Source organism: Flavobacterium micromati, from assembly GCF_900129585.1.
Lineage (GTDB): Bacteria > Bacteroidota > Bacteroidia > Flavobacteriales > Flavobacteriaceae > Flavobacterium > Flavobacterium micromati.
Window position 1 is genome coordinate 48485 of sequence record NZ_FQWF01000005.1, and the last position, 18692, is coordinate 67176.

17 protein-coding genes are annotated in these 18692 nt (G+C 33.7%); 14 read left to right on the plus strand and 3 right to left on the minus strand.

Annotation, left to right across the window (positions count from 1 at the left end):
• Positions 1-141: 141 nt before the first annotated feature.
• From BUB42_RS06490 to BUB42_RS06500, 3 genes are all read right to left on the minus strand, one after another.
• Entirely contained in the window at positions 142-1479 is a 1338-nt protein-coding gene (locus tag BUB42_RS06490) for a DEAD/DEAH box helicase (RefSeq protein ID WP_073018331.1), read from the minus strand.
• A 133-nt stretch (positions 1480-1612) separates the two neighbouring features.
• Positions 1613-3157, minus strand: a complete 1545-nt coding sequence (locus tag BUB42_RS06495) for a DEAD/DEAH box helicase (RefSeq protein WP_073018333.1) — start codon at positions 3155-3157, stop codon at positions 1613-1615.
• A gap of 374 nt (positions 3158-3531) precedes the next feature.
• The gene (locus tag BUB42_RS06500) at positions 3532-4059 is read right to left on the minus strand and encodes a DUF6155 family protein (protein ID WP_073018335.1); all 528 of its coding nucleotides are present in this window, start codon (positions 4057-4059) and stop codon (positions 3532-3534) included.
• A 102-nt stretch (positions 4060-4161) separates the two neighbouring features.
• On the opposite strand from BUB42_RS06500, the gene BUB42_RS06505 reads away from it, so the two are divergent.
• The 14 genes from BUB42_RS06505 to BUB42_RS06575 all read left to right on the plus strand — a co-directional run bounded on the left by BUB42_RS06505 (position 4162) and on the right by BUB42_RS06575 (position 18663).
• Positions 4162-4440, plus strand: a complete 279-nt coding sequence (locus BUB42_RS06505; protein ID WP_073018337.1) for a DUF3817 domain-containing protein — start codon at positions 4162-4164, stop codon at positions 4438-4440.
• On the plus strand, positions 4433-5692 hold the full coding sequence (locus tag BUB42_RS06510) for a mechanosensitive ion channel family protein (protein WP_073018339.1): 1260 nt from the start codon (positions 4433-4435) through the stop codon (positions 5690-5692). Before BUB42_RS06505 ends, BUB42_RS06510 begins: the two co-directional genes overlap by 8 nt.
• A 460-nt stretch (positions 5693-6152) precedes the next feature.
• Entirely contained in the window at positions 6153-6539 is a 387-nt protein-coding gene (locus tag BUB42_RS06520; protein WP_073018343.1) for a glyoxalase, read from the plus strand.
• 301 nt (positions 6540-6840) lie between these two features.
• Positions 6841-7554 carry an esterase family protein gene (locus tag BUB42_RS06525; protein WP_073018345.1) on the plus strand — a complete coding sequence of 238 codons (714 nt, stop codon included), beginning with the start codon at positions 6841-6843 and terminating at the stop codon, positions 7552-7554.
• Between the two features lie 18 nt (positions 7555-7572).
• The gene (locus tag BUB42_RS06530) at positions 7573-8520 is read left to right on the plus strand and encodes an ATP-grasp domain-containing protein (RefSeq protein WP_073018347.1); all 948 of its coding nucleotides are present in this window, start codon (positions 7573-7575) and stop codon (positions 8518-8520) included.
• Positions 8521-8623: 103 nt separating this feature from the next.
• The gene (locus BUB42_RS06535; protein WP_073018349.1) at positions 8624-9730 is read left to right on the plus strand and encodes a carboxylate-amine ligase; all 1107 of its coding nucleotides are present in this window, start codon (positions 8624-8626) and stop codon (positions 9728-9730) included.
• Between the two features lie 42 nt (positions 9731-9772).
• Complete coding sequence (locus tag BUB42_RS06540) at positions 9773-10603, plus strand: type 1 glutamine amidotransferase (protein ID WP_084118301.1); 831 nt, start codon at positions 9773-9775, stop codon at positions 10601-10603.
• 15 nt (positions 10604-10618) lie between these two features.
• Complete coding sequence (locus BUB42_RS06545) at positions 10619-11809, plus strand: hypothetical protein (protein WP_073018353.1); 1191 nt, start codon at positions 10619-10621, stop codon at positions 11807-11809.
• Between the two features lie 344 nt (positions 11810-12153).
• Positions 12154-12717 carry a gluconate 2-dehydrogenase subunit 3 family protein gene (locus BUB42_RS06550; RefSeq protein WP_073018355.1) on the plus strand — a complete coding sequence of 188 codons (564 nt, stop codon included), beginning with the start codon at positions 12154-12156 and terminating at the stop codon, positions 12715-12717.
• A 49-nt stretch (positions 12718-12766) separates the two neighbouring features.
• The gene (locus tag BUB42_RS06555) at positions 12767-14470 is read left to right on the plus strand and encodes a GMC oxidoreductase (RefSeq protein ID WP_073018357.1); all 1704 of its coding nucleotides are present in this window, start codon (positions 12767-12769) and stop codon (positions 14468-14470) included.
• Between the two features lie 11 nt (positions 14471-14481).
• Positions 14482-15642 (plus strand): Gfo/Idh/MocA family protein, encoded by a 1161-nt coding sequence (locus tag BUB42_RS06560; RefSeq protein ID WP_244533893.1) that lies wholly within the window; start codon positions 14482-14484, stop codon positions 15640-15642.
• A gap of 34 nt (positions 15643-15676) precedes the next feature.
• A complete protein-coding gene (locus BUB42_RS06565) occupies positions 15677-16729 on the plus strand; it encodes a sugar phosphate isomerase/epimerase family protein (RefSeq protein ID WP_073018360.1) in 1053 nt (350 codons plus the stop codon).
• Between the two features lie 18 nt (positions 16730-16747).
• Entirely contained in the window at positions 16748-17119 is a 372-nt protein-coding gene (locus BUB42_RS06570) for a c-type cytochrome (RefSeq protein ID WP_073018774.1), read from the plus strand.
• Positions 17120-17205: 86 nt separating this feature from the next.
• Positions 17206-18663 carry a Gfo/Idh/MocA family protein gene (locus BUB42_RS06575; protein ID WP_073018371.1) on the plus strand — a complete coding sequence of 486 codons (1458 nt, stop codon included), beginning with the start codon at positions 17206-17208 and terminating at the stop codon, positions 18661-18663.
• Positions 18664-18692 lie beyond the last annotated feature (29 nt).

Sequence of the window (18692 nt, forward strand, 5' to 3'; positions counted from 1 at the left end):
ATTTAGGAAATGTTTTTTTTAACATTTTAGTTTTTAACTTTTTGTTTGGTTTAAAAAGTTAAAAAAAATACTATCAAAAAAAATCTATTACAGAAAGCCTTGGTTTCTGTAATAGATTAATGAATCTATAAAAATGAATCACTACTTCATTTTCTGTCTTTTAACCGGTTTTTCGGTTGGTTCATTTTTATTTTGCAGTAAATAATTAGCCAACAGTTTTTCGATCAATTCGTCTTTAGTTAAGTGATGAAAAACAGTTTTTATTTTTGTTTTCAACTCCGCATCCACTTCGTGGTTGGGTTTGGTTTTAAATATTTGCTTTGCCCATAAAAGGGTATTATTTTCTTCGATGCTTAATGCCGTTGGTTTATTAAATAGTGTAAATTTAATTCCCAACTCTTTTTCGAAATCAGCAATTTCAGTTACTTCTTCCGGTTGTAAAACCGTTAAAGAAAGGCCCTTTGCTCCTGCTCTTGCCGTTCTTCCGCTACGGTGAACATAGGCTTCATAGGCATCTGGCAAATGGTAATTGACAACATACGAAATTTCTTTTACATCTATTCCTCTTGCAGCAAGATCAGTTGCGACTAATATATTGATATGTCCTTCACGAAATTGCTCCATAATTCTATCTCGTATTCCTTGTGACAAACTACCATGCAACGCTCCTGATGAAAAACGATTGATCGCTAAATTTTTAGCCAATTTATTGACAGCAGCTTTAGTTTTGCAAAAAATAATTCCGCGTTCTCCTTCTTTCGAATTTAGGAAATGCATTAAAACATCTAGTTTTTCAATAGGATCAACAACAATATATTGATGATCGATTCCTTGATTTCCTACTGTTTCCATGTTAGCACTAACTTGAACTACATTTTTGTTCAAATAGTTCTGAATCAGTTGTTTTATTGCTCCAGGCATCGTTGCCGAGAATAAAAAGGTTTTATGCTCTTTAGGTAATTCAGCTATTATTTCATCTAAGCCTTCTTTTAATATCGTAACCATTTCATCGGCTTCGTCGAGCACAAGGAATTTAGTTTCTTTTAAATTGATCGCTTTGCGCTGAATCAAATCAATCAAACGACCTGGAGTAGCTACAACAATGTGCGTAGGTAAAGCAAGGCGTTCTATTTGTGGTTTTATAGGAATTCCTCCACAGGTTACTGCTATAGAAACTTCTGGTAAAAAAGCCGCAAAAGATTCTAAATTTTTGAATATTTGCTGGCCAAGTTCTCTGGTTGGCGCTAGAATTACGGCTTGTACAACTGCAGAATTAGTATCAATTAATTGTAAAATAGGCAATCCAAAAGCAGCTGTTTTTCCAGTTCCAGTCTTAGCAAGTCCCACTAAATCGGTTTTGTTTGCTAACAATAACGGAATGGTTTTTTGTTGAATTTCTGTTGGTACTACAATTTTCAATTCGGTAATTGCTTTTACTAGAGGTGCTGAAATTCCTAAATCAGAGAATTGTTTTGACATTGGTATTGGATTTTGTATTATAATAATGTTTTTTGATTACCGTGATCCATAGCCTCGATAGTAGCGACATCCTATTGTGGCGGGGTTCGCCGCAATAGATATAGCGAATAGCGGGATTAGCTCCTAATAAAAATTAATCTTCATCAGGTTCGTTCATGATTTTCTCACGATATTTTTTACCTGTCAACAAAATTAATTTTAATTTATAATCTTCAACAAGCCATTCGCGGTAGTTTTTACTGCACTGGCTCAAGCATTTAGAATAGCGCTTGATTCGGCAATCAATATCGTCTTCAAGCATTTTTCCTAATGTTTTTGCTTCTTGCAAAGTTTCAGAATTGTCAACACACATCGCAGCATGTTGATCGAGTGATTTATCTAAAACTTCCTTAGAGCGCAAATTTTGTTTGATGATCAATTTGTGTTCTTCATCTACATCAAAAGTAACAACAGCAGTTTTACTAAATTTTTCACGCAATTCTGGCGGCATGCTGTATTTAAAATATAGCTCAATTTCAGTATCGTCACGTAAATTTTCTAAATAAAATTCAGGTGATTTGAAAATATGTTGCCAATTTACGGGTTCACTCCACAAACCAAAACGTGCGGCGTTATTCCCTAAATCGATAACGTTGAAGCTATTTTTATTGGGTAATTTTCGAGAGCCGCGACCAATCATTTGGTAATACAGAGTCAACGATTTAGTTGCTCGATTTAAAATAATGGTTTCTACTGTAGGTTCATCAAAACCTGTTGTAAGAATTCCTACTGAGGTCAAAATAGCATCTGGAGTATGTTTGAACCAAAATAAAATCTCTTTTCGTTCTTCGGTGCTGCTGGTGTTGTCCAAATGGCGAATTTCATAACCTGCTTCTTTGAACGTTTCGTACACATACAAAGAAGTGTTGATTCCGTTATTAAAAATCAAGGTTTTTTTACCAATAGATTTCTCGGTGTAGGCATGCAGTAACTTTTCTTGCATGGCCATATTGGTATATAGATCATCAGATGATTTCACCGTGTAATCTCCGTTAATTCCAACTTTCAGCGACGTTAGACCTACATCGTAACTGTAAGTTATTGCTTTCGCCAAAAAACCTTTGTCAATCAAAGAACTAATGGTGTCTCCCACAATTAGTTCATCATAGCTTTCGTGCATTGGCAACTTTATGTTTGAACTCAAAGGGGTTGCAGTAACTCCAAGAATAAAAGCATTTTTGAAAGAACTCAGTAATTTTCTAAAAGAATTATAATGCGCCTCATCGATAATTACGAGACCAATGTTGTCCAAATGTAATTTTTCATCATTGATACGGTTTTTCAACGTTTCTACCATGGCTACAAAACAAGAATAATCGTTTTGATCCGGGAGTTCTTTTACTTTGCTATTGATGATTTTGTTTTTGACATCAAAACCTTTCAACATTTTTGAAGTTTGCTTACAAAGTTCAATCCGGTGTGTTAACACCACTACTTTTTTATCGTGTTTTGATAAGTAGCGACGAACGATTTCTGAGAAAACAACTGTTTTTCCGCCACCGGTGGGCAATTGATATAATAAATGATGTTGACGAGGGCCATTATCGATACGTTCAAAGATGGCATCTATGTCTCCTTTTTGGTAGGCATAAAGTTCTTTTTTGTCTTCGATTTCAATTTCTATACTGTTTTGCGACATTGCTTCTTATTGGATTTTTGCAAAAATACGCCTAAAAAACAGTTTAAGTCTAATTTTTAATTAAAAATATAGTGGAATCATTAAATAATTTTAATTTATGCAGCTACATGCTATTCGATAAAAGTAAATAAATTTTGTTTTTTTGTCTAATCTAAAAAATCTGTTTTGCTGTGTATCATAATTTTAAATTATTTTATGAAATAGTTGATACCATTTATGTTTTGAATTTACTGTTAAAAAGAATTGAAATTTGTCAGGTTGTACACATCATCATGATTATAGTAAAACACGAAACGTTGTTTGTAAGTCGTTCGTAATCTCGACTGCGCTCGATTTGAAAAAAACATGACAGTAATTTCAAAGACTATTTAGTATTAGTATTCAAATCGCTCTATAACCGCATTAAATTCAGATTCATTAGACCATTTTTGAGAGATAGTTTGATTGTGAATTTCAATAATTCTTGGTTTAAATTCTGCAAGTATTCCATTAGCAATTAAATAGATTACAGCTTGTTCAAAGGAATTAAACATGCTTTTGTAAAATAGTTCGTGCTTGATTATATTTTCTGAGGCAAAGGTTTGTGCAATTTCAATATTATACAACATTACATCAGCGATTAAAAAAGGATCCACACCAAGAACAATAAAATGTTTGATATATTTTTGAGCAACTGAACGTCTCATCTTTGGTTTACTCCTTCTTCCTAATTTTTTAAAAGGAAAATATTCCTGTGAAATTTTTAATTTGCATTGCTGCAAAAGCGTTTCTTCCTTTGGATTAAAAACAAAATCATAATAGACTTTCACTGGACTAAATTTCTCGTACAATTCGACGATCTGTTCTTCGAGTTGTTCTTTATTTAATTCTGCTAAATATTTTTTTAAATCGCGTTTGCTCATTATCAAAGTTTAAGAATACAAAAGTAAATTACTTTAGTAATCCGTGCACTTAAAATCAATGTTAATACTTATTTTTGCAGATTAAAATTAAAAATAATTAAAATGCTTAAGATTTTTAAAGTTACCGCAATTGTAGAAGGAATCTCTGCCATTCTATTATTTTTCTTTGCTATGCCAATGAAATATATTTTTAATGATCCTTATTATGTTAAACATATTGGAATGGCCCACGGAGTATTATTTACTTTATATATTGTTCTAGCAACAATCCTTTATTTTAAAGAAAAGTGGGATTTTAAGAAATATTTTATCATTTGTATTGCGTCAATTCCTCCTTTTGGTACTTTTTACATAGAACGAAAATATCTTAAAAATGTATAGTTATGTGGAGAAGTTATTTCATCTTCTATATCCTATTTTTAGAAAATGGGGATTAGGAAGTAGCTCTGCTTCGTACTTAAGTTTGCTGTTAAATATTGTATTACTATGCTTCTTAGCGTACGGTATTTATATAATTTTCAGGCTCACTCTAGTTACCATAATGGTTTTAATTGCTCAAAAAACTAAAACAAAATTTGATGATTTACTAGTAACTAATAAGACTGCAAAATATATTGCACATTTAATTCCGTTGCTATTTATTTATAAATCAGTACCAATAATTTTAGATCGATATCAATACTGGGAGGATATATTTGGAAAATTTGTTGGTATCTATATCGTCGTATTGCTTTTATGGATCGTCCGAACTATTTTCAATGCGTTACGTGACTATTTAAAACTAATGCCGCGCTATAGCGACAAACCTATTGACAGTTTCATTCAGGTTATTATGATTGTGTTATGGGCTTTTGGGATTGCAGTAATTATTTCCAAATTATTTAATATCAATCAAAAAGAACTTTTAACTATTTTAGGAGCTGTTTCGGCAGTAATTATTTTAATATTCAGAGACACTATTTTAGGATTTGTTTCAAGCGTTCAAGTTTCTATCAACGACATGGTTCGCATAGGTGATTGGATTACAATGGATCGCTTTGGTGCTGATGGTGATGTAATTGAAATAAATCTAGCTACCGTAAAAGTTCGAAATTTTGATAATACAACTACTACTATTCCTACTTATAGTTTGAGTTCTGATTCCTTTCAAAACTGGCGAGGAATGCTTAATTCTGATGGAAGACGAATTAAAAGACATATTCTTATAAAAACAAGTAGCATTCGATTTTTAGAAGAAGCGGAATTAGAAAACTTAAAAAAAATTCAACTGTTATCGACTTTTATCGACACTAGAAAAGTAGAAATTAACAATTATAATTCAATCCATAACATTGACAAGTCTTTGCCTATCAATGGTCGGAATATGACTAATTTGGGTTTATTTAGAAAATATATCACCGAGTATTTACACCAGCATCCATCATTGAATAAAGATATGTTAATGCTGTGTCGTCAGTTACAATCAACCTCGCATGGAGTTCCGCTTGAAGTTTACGCATTTTCGAGCGATAAACGATTTGAAAATTACGAATATATTATGTCAGATATTTTTGATCATGTTATTGCTTCGGTGCGTTATTTTGACCTAGAAATTTTTGAAACTTTAACAGAAAACCACGATTTAACAACTTAGTTGAGTTTGAAAGGTGTCTTATTTTTTTTATAATCGATCTTTTTACAAAGTCGATACTTAATTTTCCTTGAGCTTTTGGTTTTCCATTTTCATCTAAATTTACTATTGTAGTTTGTGCATTCATCATATTTCTAGCCGCACTTTTTAAAGTTATTGAGGTATTTCCAAATTTTATAATATCAATCCCAATTTCTATAATTTTTACTTGTTGTTCGGAACTTACAAAATTAATTTCCGTCAACTACTTTGCGAGAGCTTTAGTATTTTAAAGTTGGATTATGTTATGCCCATTGAGTTCTTGATCAATCCGAGCTGATAACTTATCCTAATTTAAAGTTCCATTGGAATTCAAATCGTCGAGTTTAATCGATTTTCGGATTTGAAATCTCATAATTTTTTTTTCAAAGTCATAATTTTAATCTTTTTCTATTGCATTTTTTTTTACTTTTAAAGAAAAAAAATGAACACACGCGATACTTTTATTTCACAACTCCGAGGACAGGCAATTGGTACAATATCTTTAGAATCCACAATGGAAGAATCGTTCCAAAATGAAACTCTTAGACCGATTTTAAAATTACAAAATGATCTTTTTACCGCCGCCTTTGCAAGTTATATTGAAAAAAATAAAATTGATTTTGAGACTAAAACTGTTGAGGCTAAATTAGTAGTTATTGATAATGCAATACAAAAAGATATCAAATTCAGTAATACAATGAGAGGTATTATTATTGGCTTATTCACAGCAGAAGAGTATGCTATCTATTCAAAAAACACTTCAAGTATCAATAAAAGAATGATGAGTATGTTAATGGAACGATTAAAAAGCCAAGTGCAACTTTTTTAAAAATTAGCAAAATTTGAGAAATAGCATTTCGAGCTAAAATATTATTTTTTAAACTTAACTATTCATTTCTTAACAAACAGATCGTTTTTAAGCAATATTATCTTCTTATTTTGCAGTATCAAATCGCTTACGATAGATTTTGCTTTATTGATAATATTAAAATTAATAAATTCCATAGAACTATTTTATCAATTTTTTATATTTTAAGATTGTTTGTCTTTTATCTAATAATTATCAATGTAAAGTTTAAAATTATCATTTTATCATATTTATTTTCATTACACTTGTTAAAACTAGATATATGAAGGAAGAGTATTTTAAGTGGCATTCACCATATTTAAATCGAGAAATTGAAATGCTTGTTTTTGGACATGCTGGATATCCTGTTGTATTATTTCCAACTTCGATGGGATCGTACCATGAAAACAAAGATATGGGATTGATCGAGTCGGCAAAATGGTATATTGAGCAAGGGCTTATCCAAATTTTTTGTCCGGATAGTGTCGATAAAGATAGTTTCTATAACAAACAAGTTCATCCCCTTCATCGTATCAAGAATCATGTTCAATATGACAAAATGATTTGTCATGAAATTGTTGAAAGAGTAAAAAATAATACCCCTTCAGGAAAAGTTGCTGTTGCAGGGTGCAGTTTTGGCGGTTATCACGCTGTTAATTTTGCGTTTCGACACCCTGGTTATATAAGCCATGTTTTTTCTATGAGTGGCGCATTTACAATAAAAAATTTCATGGATGGTTTTCATAATGATGATGTATTTTACAATAGTCCAGAAGATTATTTATATGGATTAAACGATCATGAAATATGGAAAATGGATATTGTTCTAGGAACTTCAAACTGGGATATTTGTTTTGATGCGAATCTAAAAATGAGTAAAGTATTAAACGAAAAAAATCTAGATCACTGGCTGGATATTTGGCAAGATCAAAAACACGATTGGCCGGTATGGAAGGAAATGTTTCCTCATTATTTATCAAGAATTAATTTTTTTTAAAAATATAAACTAACAAAGATGAAAAAAATAGGAATTTTATTTGGAATGGAAGATACTTTCCCACAAGCATTTATAGATAGAGTTAACTCAAAAAATGAAAAAGGAATTATTGCTGAAGCCGTTTCTATTGATAAGGTTGTGCAGAACCAAGGTGGCGAATATGCCGTTATTATTGATAGAATTTCGCAAGATGTTCCGTTTTACCGTGCTTATTTGAAAAACGCAGCTTTGACGGGCACAAATGTGATCAATAATCCTTTTTGGTGGAGTGCTGACGATAAGTTTTTTAATAATGCACTTGCGGATACTTTAGGAGTCCCACTTCCTCATACCGTGATTTTACCTTCGGCTGAACATCCTACAGATACGACTGGAAAATCTTTTAGAAATTTAAAATACCCAATGGACTGGGAAGGAATATTTGATTACATCGGATTTCCTGCATATATGAAACCGTATGCTGGAGGTGGCTGGAAAAATGTGTACCGCCTAGAAAACAAAGAAGAATTTTGGGAAAAGCATCAAGAAACGGGACAGTTGGTTATGATGTTACAAGAAGAAATTGTTTTTACTGAATATTTTAGAGTGTATTGTTTAGGTGGAAAAGCAGTCCGAATTATGCAATATGAACCCAGAAATCCACATCACTTGCGTTATGTTATTGATGGCGCAGCTACTGATAAAAAATTACTTGCAACGGTAAAAGATTATACGTTACGTCTTTGCAAAGGATTGGGATATGATTTTAATACCGTAGAATTTGCAGTACGTGATGGAATTCCTTACGCTATTGATTTTGGAAATCCAGCTCCGGATGCAGAATTAACTTCGGTGGGTGCTGAAAATTTTGAATGGGTTGTTGAAGAAGCGGCTAAAATGGCTATCGCTGCTGCAAAAAAGCAAAAAGCTGGAAAAATGAATTTAACTTGGGGAACATTTATAAAAGATGCTGCCGCTGGAAAATGATGTGGATTTATTATCCTATTTCCTTTAGCCCAAATAGTTTCGATGCATCGGGAGAATAGCGACGCGAACTGACCAAGTATAAAGCGCCTAAAAAAATATACTAATGAAAAAGCTACCAATATTTACACTTGGTGTAGAAGAAGAATATCAAATTATAGATCCAGAAACTAGAGATTTGCGCTCGCATTTGTCTAAGATTGTTGATGGTGCAAAGATAATTTTGAATGAGCAGGTAAAAGCTGAAATGCACCAGTCGGTGGTGGAAGTGGGTACTAATATTTGCAATAATGTAAACGATGCTCGAAATGAAATTCGGTTTTTGCGCTCTAAAATAGTTGAATTAGCTGATAAGCAAGATTTAATTGTTGGTGGCGCGGGAACGCATCCTTTTTCAAAATGGCAAGATCAGCCTATTACTGATGATCCGCGTTATCACGATATTGTCAATGAACTGCAAGATGCTGCTCGTTCTAACCTAATTTTTGGAATGCATTGCCATGTGGGAATTGAAAATAGGGAAATAGGTTTGCAATTAATGAACCAAGCTACTTATTTCTTGCCTCATATTTTTGCTCTTTCTACTAATTCGCCTTTTTGGGAAGGTAGACAAACCGGGTATAAATCATTTAGAACCAAGGTTTTTGATAAATTTCCTAGAACCGGTTTACCAGAGTATTTTGACTCCGTTGAAGCATATCAAAACTTTCTTGATACATTAGTAAAAACAAAATGTATTGATAACCCGAAGAAGATATGGTGGGATTTGCGTTTGCATCCATTTTTTAACACGATTGAATTTAGGATATGTGATATGTGCTTAACGGTTGATGAAACCATTTGTATTGTCGCCATTATCCAAGCAATTGTAGCTAAACTCTACAAATTAAATATCAACAATACTAGTTTCAATATATACAGATTAGCGCTTATTAAAGAAAATAAATTTCGCGCTGCTCGCTACGGAATTGAAAATAATATGATCGATTTTGGTTTGCAGCAAGAGGTTGAGACTAAAATGCTGATTCTTGAATTACTTGATTTTGTTGATGATGTAGTTGATGAATTAGGGAGTCGTGATGAAATTAATTTTGTTCACGAAATTTTAAAAAATGGAACTGGAGCTGATAAGCAATTAGCAGTATTTAATGAAACTAGTGATCTTTCACGTGTTGTCGATTTTATAACGGGAGAATTTACAAAGGGATTGTAAAATAATAAATTATCTTTGCATCTCTCTAATTAATAAATGATTATGCTTAACGAAATAATTAAAATTGCCCTTTTAGATATGTACAATGGAGAACCTAATCAGGGCATGCGTTGTATTATAGATGTGGTAAATCGATTTAGTCCAGTGATAAGTTTTCAAATATTTGATGTTCGTGGCAAATGTGAATTACCCGAAATTAATAAATTTGATATTTATATATCTACTGGCGGCCCAGGAAATCCCTTGATAGGAGACGGAAATTGGGATGTGAAATATTATCAATTTATCGATTCACTGACAAAATGGAATAACGAAAATACAGTTAAAAAGCACGTACTATTTATTTGTCATTCGTTCCAGATGGCATGTTTGCATTTTGGACTAGCCACGGTTACAAAAAGGAATGATACTTCTTTTGGAGTAATGACTATTCATAAAACTAAAGAAGGCGTTAATGATTCGCTTTTTGAAGGATTAGCAGATCCCTTTTACGGAATCGATTCTCGCGATTATCAAGTTGTTCAACCCAAATTAAGTGTTTTTGCTAAAAAAGGAGCAAAAATTATATCACTTGAAAAAATTAGAGATCATGTGCAATATGAACGTGCGATAATGGCAGTGCGTTTTACCGACTATTTTGTTGGTACACAATTTCATCCAGAAGCCGATCCTATAAGTTTTGTGATGCATTTACGAAATAAAGTAGCAAAAGAAAAAATGAAAAAAATGAAAGGTGAAAAAAAATTTCGAGAAATGCTGGAAGATTTAATGGATGATGATAAAATCTATAAAACAAATGAAACTTTGATTCCCAATTTCCTTCGTACTGCAATTAATGATTTATTGAAAACAAAGAAAATGTTATCTAATTAGTAAATTTCTAAGTTTATGATTTCAAAATATCGGGAGTTGTTTAATGCTCAGTTTACAGATCAAAAATATCAAGATTTTAAAAGTGATATCTCTTCCGATTTTAATTATTTGCCCACTTTTAGAGTGGCCGAAACTCCATTTTTTATTCCGAAAACCTTAAAAGCGCAATTAATTGACGGATGTAGTGAAGTTATATCTTTTATTAAACAAAAAAACTTTAAAATTCTTACAGACAAATCTTTAGAGCTTAATCATAAAGTTCCCAATGAAGACGAACACACTACTTTCTTGGCTGTAGATTTTGGTATTTGTGAAGAAAATGGAGAAGTTGTACCTAAACTAATTGAAGTACAAGGTTTTCCTTCGTTATACAATTATCAAGCTAACCTTTACGAAAAATTTAAAAATCAATATCCGTTTTTAGAAGAATTTACTCCTTTTTTTGATGGGATTGAAAGCCAGCGCTATCAGGATATTTTAGAGGAAGCAATTTGTAATTACCATCCTAAAGAAAATGTAATTCTGCTCGAAATTGAACCCGAAAAGCAAAACACAAAAATCGATTTCTATTACTGCAATAGAGATATTGGAATTCCAATAGTTTGTGTTACCGAATTGATAAAAAGAGCAAAGCAGCTTTTTTATAAAAATGAAAAAGGAGATGAAATCCTCGTTAAGCGAATTTACAATCGGGTTATTTTTGACGAACTTGATTTGCGAACTGATTTAAAATTGAATTTTCACTTCTCCGATGATTTAGATGTTGAATGGGCAGGTCATCCCAATTGGTTTTTTAGAATCAGTAAGTTCATTTTGCCTCATCTAAAAGGGAAGTATTTTATAGAAACTACGTTGTTAAGTGAATTAAAAGAAATTCCAGAAGATTTAGAAAACTATGTTTTAAAACCATTGTTTTCATTTTCGGGAACGGGCGTAATTTTTCATGTAAAAAAGGAAGATATTGAGTCAGTTGTCGAGAAAGAACTTTACATACTCCAGAAAAAAGTAAATTACAAGCCGATAGTCCAATCTCCAGATGGAAAAGTAAAAGCGGAGGTTCGTGTACTATGCGTTTGGAAAAAAGGCGACGAAGCTCCTACTCTTCTTTGTAATTTAGTTAGATTAAGTCGTGGTGAAATGATAGGAGTGAAATTTAATAAAGACAAGGACTGGGTCGGAGGAACTTTAGGACTTTTTGAGAGGTAATTTAGATTTGCCTAAGTTCTTGAAAATAAATAATACCCAGCAGTATCGTAAGTTGTAAAAAATAAAATAATATTTCGAATTTTGTATTTTTTTACGATTTCATCAGTTATTACCTTGCTAAAATTAGAGAAATACAATTTTAAATACTCTCACAAAATTTTACTATTGTAAAATATTAGACCCTTTTATGACCCTTTTTTGAATTTAGTAAAGTGATTGTCGTAAATGACTGTTAAAAATTGAAATGTGCAATAATTTAACATTAAAAAAATTAACATAGTTTTTTTTTCGTTATTATTGTATTGTAAATAGTGTTTGCTAATCAATTTTTAATCTTGGTCACAATGAATAGAAGAGAAGCATTAAAGAGTGTTGCGTTTTTGATGGGAAGCGCAATTTCAGCCACAACAATGGGCGTTTTATTCGAAAATTTTGTTTTGCCTGAGAAGGAGAAAAACTTCGTGTCGTTTTCTGCCACTGATGAGCAAATTCTCTCTGAATTTGCCGAAACAATTATCCCAACTACAGCCTCTTCTGCAGGAGCTAAAGCTGCTGGACTCGGTACTTTTATTCCAATGATTATAAGAGATTGTTATCCAGCTAATTTTCAGAAACTTTTTGCAGATGGATTGAAAGAAATGCAAATCAAATGTTCAGAAGAGTTTAATAAAGACTTTATCGCAATGTCTAACGAGGAGCGTAATCAATTGATGTCTTCTTTACGAGATGATGCCATTGCAACAAATAAAGCACCTTCCTTTTTTCTAATTGCAAGAGATTTGACTATTTTAGGATATTATACCTCTGAAATTGGATGTACGCAAGCTCGTGAATATCTTCCTATTCCCGGTCGATATGACGGAAATGTTCCTTACATAAAGGATCAGAAGGCTTGGGCGACAAACTAGAAATAATTAGAAATAGTGATTATATCAATCTTATTAAAAAATACTTCACGTGAATATAAATACTAATTTAAAAGCGGAAAATACGTATGATGCTATTGTCATAGGTTCAGGAATTAGTGGTGGTTGGGCAGCAAAGGAGCTTACCGAGAAAGGTTTAAAAGTGCTTATGCTAGAACGAGGAATGAATATTGAGCATATCAAAGATTATGACTCGGCAATGAAAGCGCCTTGGGAATTTGAACGAGCTGGAAAGCTTACCGCGGAGCAAAAAAGAACGCATCCTGTGCAAACACGAGATTATCCGTACAATGAAGCAACCGAAAAATGGTGGGTTAATGATTTAGATTGTCCCTACACTGAGGATAAGCGCTTTGATTGGTATAGAGGTTTTCACGTAGGTGGAAAATCGCTGATGTGGGGAAGACAAAGTTATCGTTTTAGTGACCATAATTTTGAAGATAATGCCAAGGATGGCTATGGAAATGATTGGCCTATTCGTTATAAAGATATTGCCAAGTGGTATGATCACGTGGAAAAATTTGCCGGAATAAGTGGTCAGGCCGAAAATTGGCCTCTGTTACCTGATGGAAAATTTTTACCACCAATGGATTTAAATTGTGTAGAAAAATCGGTTAAAGAAAGATTAGAAAAACATTATAATAAAACAAGAATACTTACAATTGGTCGTACTGCAAATTTAACCGTTCCGCACAAAGGACGAGGGAGTTGTCAATATAGAAACTTGTGCAGTCGCGGTTGTCCTTTTGGAGCTTATTTTAGTACGCAGTCCTCTACATTACCAGCAGCAATGGCTACCAACCGTTTAACCGTCAGACCCTACTCGATTGTAAATCATATTATATATGATAAAGAAACGAAAAAAGCCAAAGGCGTGATGGTTATTGATGCAGAGACAAATGAAACAATGGAATTTTATGCTAAAATCGTTTTTGTAAATGGATCTACTTTAGGTTCAACTTTTATATTATTAAATTCTACTTCGGAGGCACATCCTAACGGTATGGGAAATGCCAGCGGACAATTAGGTCATAATCTTATGGATCACCCTTTTCGGGTGGGGGCTGAAGGTTCCGCCGAAGGTTTTGAAGATAAATATACGTACGGACGAAGAGCAAATGGAATTTACATTCCTAGGTATCAGAACATGGGTAATGATAAAAGAGATTATTTACGAGGTTTTGGTTATCAAGGTGGCGCAAGTCGCGGTTCATGGCATAAAGAAGTTGCTGAATTAGCTTTTGGCGAAAATTTTAAAAATACGATGTCTTTACCAGCTGATTCTTGGAGTATGGGATTAGGTGGGTTTGGAGAAATGTTACCTTATTACGAAAATAAAGTGTACATCGACCATAATAAAAAAGATAAGTGGGGACAATCTGTGCTAGCAATTGATTGCGAATACAAAGAGAATGAAGCAAAAATGCGCGAAGATATGATGAATGATGCTGCCGAAATGTTAGAAGCGTCTGGTATCAAAAATGTGCAACCTTATGATAACGATTGTTATCCTGGAATGGCGATACACGAGATGGGTACAGCAAGAATGGGTAACGACCCGAAGGAATCGGTGTTAAATAGATGGAACCAAATGCATGAAGTCAATAATGTATTTGTTACTGACGGCGCTTGTATGCCTTCGTCAGCTTGTCAAAATCCATCATTAACTTATATGGCTTTAACAGCTCGTGCTTGCGATTATGCGGTAAAAGAACTAAAAAAAGGAAACATTTAGTTTTAAACAGTATGAGAAAATTAAGAATGGGAATGATAGGCGGTGGTCGTAATGCTTTTATTGGAGCAATCCATCGTCTAGCTGCAAATATGGACGGACTGATAGAATTATCTTGCGGTGCTCTAAGTTCTATACCTGAAATTGCATTACTGTCAGCTCAAGATTTATTTCTTCCAGAATCGCGGTCGTACACAAATTATGAAGAAATGATCGTCGCCGAAGCCGCATTGCCATCTGATGTTAGAATCGATTTTATTACTATTGTTACACCAAATTTTGCTCACTTTGCGCCAGCGATGATGGCTTTAGAATATGGCTTTCATGTAGTAATTGAAAAACCAATGACCTTTTCACTGGAAGAAGCAAAACTGTTACAACAAAAAGTTTTAGAAACAGGACTGATACTTTGTTTGACACACACCTATTCTGGTTATCCAATGGTAAAGCAAGCAAAAGCAATGATAAATGACGGGAAATTAGGGAAAGTCAGAAAAATTTGGGTTGAATATCCTCAAGGTTGGCTAAGTACGCTTTCTGAAAAAGAAGGTAATGCACAAGCTGCTTGGAGAACAGATCCTTCAAAATCAGGAAAAAGTTCAGTTATGGGAGATATTGGCACTCATGCTGCACATTTAGCCGAATATATTACAGCTTTGAAAATTACTGATGTTTGTGCAGAATTAAATACAATTGTTGAAGGACGTATAATGGATGATGATGGAGCGGTTTTATTGAAATTTGATAATGGCGCAAAAGGTGTTCTGATTGCATCACAGGTTGCTACTGGTGAAGAAAACGCATTAAAAATAAGAATTTACGGAGAAAAAGGCGGAATTGAATGGTTGCAACACGAACCAAATACTTTAATTGTAAAATGGTTGAATGAGCCAACACAGATCTTGCGAGCAGGAACTAATTATGGTTATTTATCTTCTTTTGCAACTCATAACTGTAGAACACCAGGCGGACATCCAGAAGGTTATATTGAGGCATTTGCTAATATTTATAGAAATTTTGCACTAACACTCAACTGTAAATTAGAGGGAATAAAACCGGCCCTAGAAATGTTAGATTTCCCCACGGTTGAAGAAGGAGTTCGCGGCATGGCATTTATTGATAATGTAGTTGCATCATCAAAATCTGATAAAAAATGGACTTCTTTTAAAGTGTAATTATTTTGTTCTAAAATTCTTATTTACTTGAAATATGACAACAATTAAAGGACCGGCAGTATTTTTAGCACAGTTTATCAGTGATGATGCTCCGTTTAATTCTTTAGACGGAATTTGTCAATGGGCTGCTGATCTCGGTTTTAAGGGAATTCAAATGCCAACCTTAGATGCTCGATTTATTGATTTACAAAAAGCAGCAGAAAGTAAAACTTACGCTGATGAGCTTACAGGCACAATTGCAGGATATGGACTTGAAATCACTGAATTATCGACACATTTACAAGGTCAATTAGTAGCAGTACACCCAGCTTATGATGACTTTTTTGATGGCTTTGCGCCAAAAAATGTTCGTGTAAATCCTAAAGCTAGACAAGAATGGGCGGTTCAACAATTAAAATATGCTGCAAAAGCATCTCAAAACATAGGTCTAAATGCGCACGCCACTTTTAGCGGCTCCTTGCTTTGGCAATATTTTCATCCTTGGCCACAGCGGCCTGCTGGACTTATTGAAGATGGTTTTGCAGAATTAGCAAAACGCTGGACTCCTATTCTAAATGAGTTTGATCATAATGGGGTTGATTTGTGTTACGAAATTCATCCAGGAGAAGATTTATTTGACGGAGAAACCTATGAGATGTTTTTAGAAGCGGTGAACAATCACCCTCGAGCGTGCATCCTTTATGATCCATCCCACTTTGTCTTACAACAATTAGACTACGTACAATATATTGATTTTTATCATGAAAGAATAAAAGCTTTTCATGTTAAGGATGCCGAGTTTAACCCAACAGGCAAGCAAGGAACTTTTGGAGGATACCAGAATTGGGCGAATCGTGCTGGACGTTATAGATCGCTTGGCGATGGACAAATTGATTTTAAAACTATTTTTAGTAAGCTCGCACAATATGATTTTACAGGTTGGGCCGTTTTGGAATGGGAATGCTGTATAAAAAATCAAGAGGACGGCGCTCGTGAAGGCGCTGAGTTTATTAAAAATCATATCATTAAAGTAACGGACAAAGCATTTGATGATTTTGCAGCAGTAGAAACAAATCAAATTTTAAATAGAAAAAACTTAGGATTGTAAAATATAAATCAAATTATGATGAAAATAAAAATTTTGCTTTTTGGAATTATCTTTTTAGGATTGACTTCTTTTTCAGCTAGCGATTCAGATGCACCTTACGTTAATATTGGTAAAAAATCGAATATAAAATATCAATCTTCTGAAGGGGAAAAATTAATAGCGAAGTCAGATTGTATTGGATGCCATAAAATAGATAAAAAATTAATTGGTCCCTCCTATTTAGATATTGCTAAGAAATATCCACTAAATGAAAAAAGCATTAATTATTTGGCCTCAAAAATTATAAAAGGTGGATCTGGAGTTTGGGGCGCAATTCCAATGGCAGCTCATTCAACATTAAAAAAAGAAGACGCTAAATTGATGGCAAAGTATATTTTATCTGTAAAGTAAAGAATACAGTATTATTTTGCAATACTTACATCATTTGTAACACTAGAACTTATATTATTACTATTAACTAACCATTTGAAAAAGTAATGAAACCTACAGAAGAAGAAAATGAGATCATAAATAATCGTCGTGATTTTATAAAAACAACCGCTATTGCAGCGGCGGCGTTTATGATTGTTCCTCGACATGTTTTGGGTAGAGGATTTGTTGCACCTAGTGATCGTTTATCCATTGCTGGTATTGGTGTGGGCGGTAAAGGAAAGTCGGATATCGCGATGTTTGCTAAAAGCGGAAAAGCAGATATCTCTTTTTTATGTGATGTAGATACAAGACGAGCTACCGAAAGTGTAAAAGCATTTCCAAAAGCTAAATTTTATAAAGATTGGCGTGAAATGTTAGACAAAGAACATAAAAATTTTGATGCTGTATCCGTCTCAACTCCTGACCATAATCATGCTATACAATGCCTTGCAGCAATGCAACTAGGAAAACATGTATTTGTTCAAAAACCTATGGCACATGATATTTATGAAGCTCGGATTATGACGCAAGCAGCCAAGAAGTACAAAGTGGTTACCCAAATGGGAAATCAAGGTGCTTCAAATGATGGCACTCGAATTATGAAAGAATGGTACGAAGCGGGCTTAATAGGAGATGTTCACACTGTACATGCGTGGACAGATAGACCGGTGTGGCCACAAGGAATTCCTTGGTCAAGCAATAAAGCTGATATTCCAAAAGAATTAGACTGGGAATTATGGCTAGGAACTGCTCCATACAAAGAATACGTAAATAAATTAGTACCGTTCAACTGGCGCGGTTGGTGGGATTATGGCACAGGTGCATTGGGAGATATGGGATGTCATCTACTTGAAGCACCATTTAGTGTTTTAAATTTAAAGTATGCAAAAGACGTTCAATGTAGCGTAGGTTCTGTTTACGTTGATGAATTTCAACGCGGTTATTTTCCAGAAAGTTGTCCTCCATCAAGCCATGTTACTTTAACATTCCCAAAAACAGAAAAAACAAATGGAGATGTCGCAGTCCACTGGATGGATGGTGGAATTCAACCAGAAAGGCCATCAGAATTAGGTGCAAAAGAAATTTTTGGAGATGGCGGAAGCGGAACTTTATTTACGGGTACAAAAGGAAAAATGATGTGCGATACCTACGGATTAAATCCTCGTTTACTTCCTCTCAGTAAAAATGAAAATTTAAACGTTACCCAAAAGTACAAGCGAGTGACCGATGGTGCAGATGGACATTACAAACAATGGGTTGATGCCTGTATTGCGGGCTACGGAAAACAAGAATTAAGTTCGCCTTTCGAGATTGCAGGACCATTAACTGAGGCTTTGTTGATAGCCAATTTAGCAATTAGAGGTTATGATCTCAAAATTGATGATTTAGGTGAAGATGTTTATCCTGGTCGTTCAGCTAAATTGTTATGGGATAACGATTCGATGAAAATCACCAATTTTGATGAAGTCAATCAATTTGTAAAACGGGATTATAGAGAAGGTTGGAAATCGATTACTTTATAAACAAGATTAAATATTAATTTAAAAAAAAA

Excerpts from the sequence above, each read along its gene's own strand:
- BUB42_RS06505 (WP_073018337.1), top strand. The coding sequence starts at position 4,162 with ATGCTTAAGATTTTTAAAGTTACCGCAATTGTAGAAGGAATCTCTGCC.
- BUB42_RS06565 (WP_073018360.1), top strand. The coding sequence starts at position 15,677 with ATGACAACAATTAAAGGACCGGCAGTATTTTTAGCACAGTTTATCAGT.
- BUB42_RS06560 (WP_244533893.1), top strand. The coding sequence starts at position 14,482 with ATGAGAAAATTAAGAATGGGAATGATAGGCGGTGGTCGTAATGCTTTT.
- BUB42_RS06500 (WP_073018335.1), bottom strand. The coding sequence starts at position 4,059 with ATGAGCAAACGCGATTTAAAAAAATATTTAGCAGAATTAAATAAAGAA.
- BUB42_RS06545 (WP_073018353.1), top strand. The coding sequence starts at position 10,619 with ATGATTTCAAAATATCGGGAGTTGTTTAATGCTCAGTTTACAGATCAA.
- BUB42_RS06550 (WP_073018355.1), top strand. The coding sequence starts at position 12,154 with ATGAATAGAAGAGAAGCATTAAAGAGTGTTGCGTTTTTGATGGGAAGC.
- BUB42_RS06530 (WP_073018347.1), top strand. The coding sequence starts at position 7,573 with ATGAAAAAAATAGGAATTTTATTTGGAATGGAAGATACTTTCCCACAA.
- BUB42_RS06535 (WP_073018349.1), top strand. The coding sequence starts at position 8,624 with ATGAAAAAGCTACCAATATTTACACTTGGTGTAGAAGAAGAATATCAA.
- BUB42_RS06525 (WP_073018345.1), top strand. The coding sequence starts at position 6,841 with ATGAAGGAAGAGTATTTTAAGTGGCATTCACCATATTTAAATCGAGAA.
- BUB42_RS06540 (WP_084118301.1), top strand. The coding sequence starts at position 9,773 with ATGCTTAACGAAATAATTAAAATTGCCCTTTTAGATATGTACAATGGA.
- BUB42_RS06575 (WP_073018371.1), top strand. The coding sequence starts at position 17,206 with ATGAAACCTACAGAAGAAGAAAATGAGATCATAAATAATCGTCGTGAT.
- BUB42_RS06520 (WP_073018343.1), top strand. The coding sequence starts at position 6,153 with ATGAACACACGCGATACTTTTATTTCACAACTCCGAGGACAGGCAATT.
- BUB42_RS06495 (WP_073018333.1), bottom strand. The coding sequence starts at position 3,157 with ATGTCGCAAAACAGTATAGAAATTGAAATCGAAGACAAAAAAGAACTT.
- BUB42_RS06510 (WP_073018339.1), top strand. The coding sequence starts at position 4,433 with ATGTATAGTTATGTGGAGAAGTTATTTCATCTTCTATATCCTATTTTT.
- BUB42_RS06490 (WP_073018331.1), bottom strand. The coding sequence starts at position 1,479 with ATGTCAAAACAATTCTCTGATTTAGGAATTTCAGCACCTCTAGTAAAA.
- BUB42_RS06570 (WP_073018774.1), top strand. The coding sequence starts at position 16,748 with ATGAAAATAAAAATTTTGCTTTTTGGAATTATCTTTTTAGGATTGACT.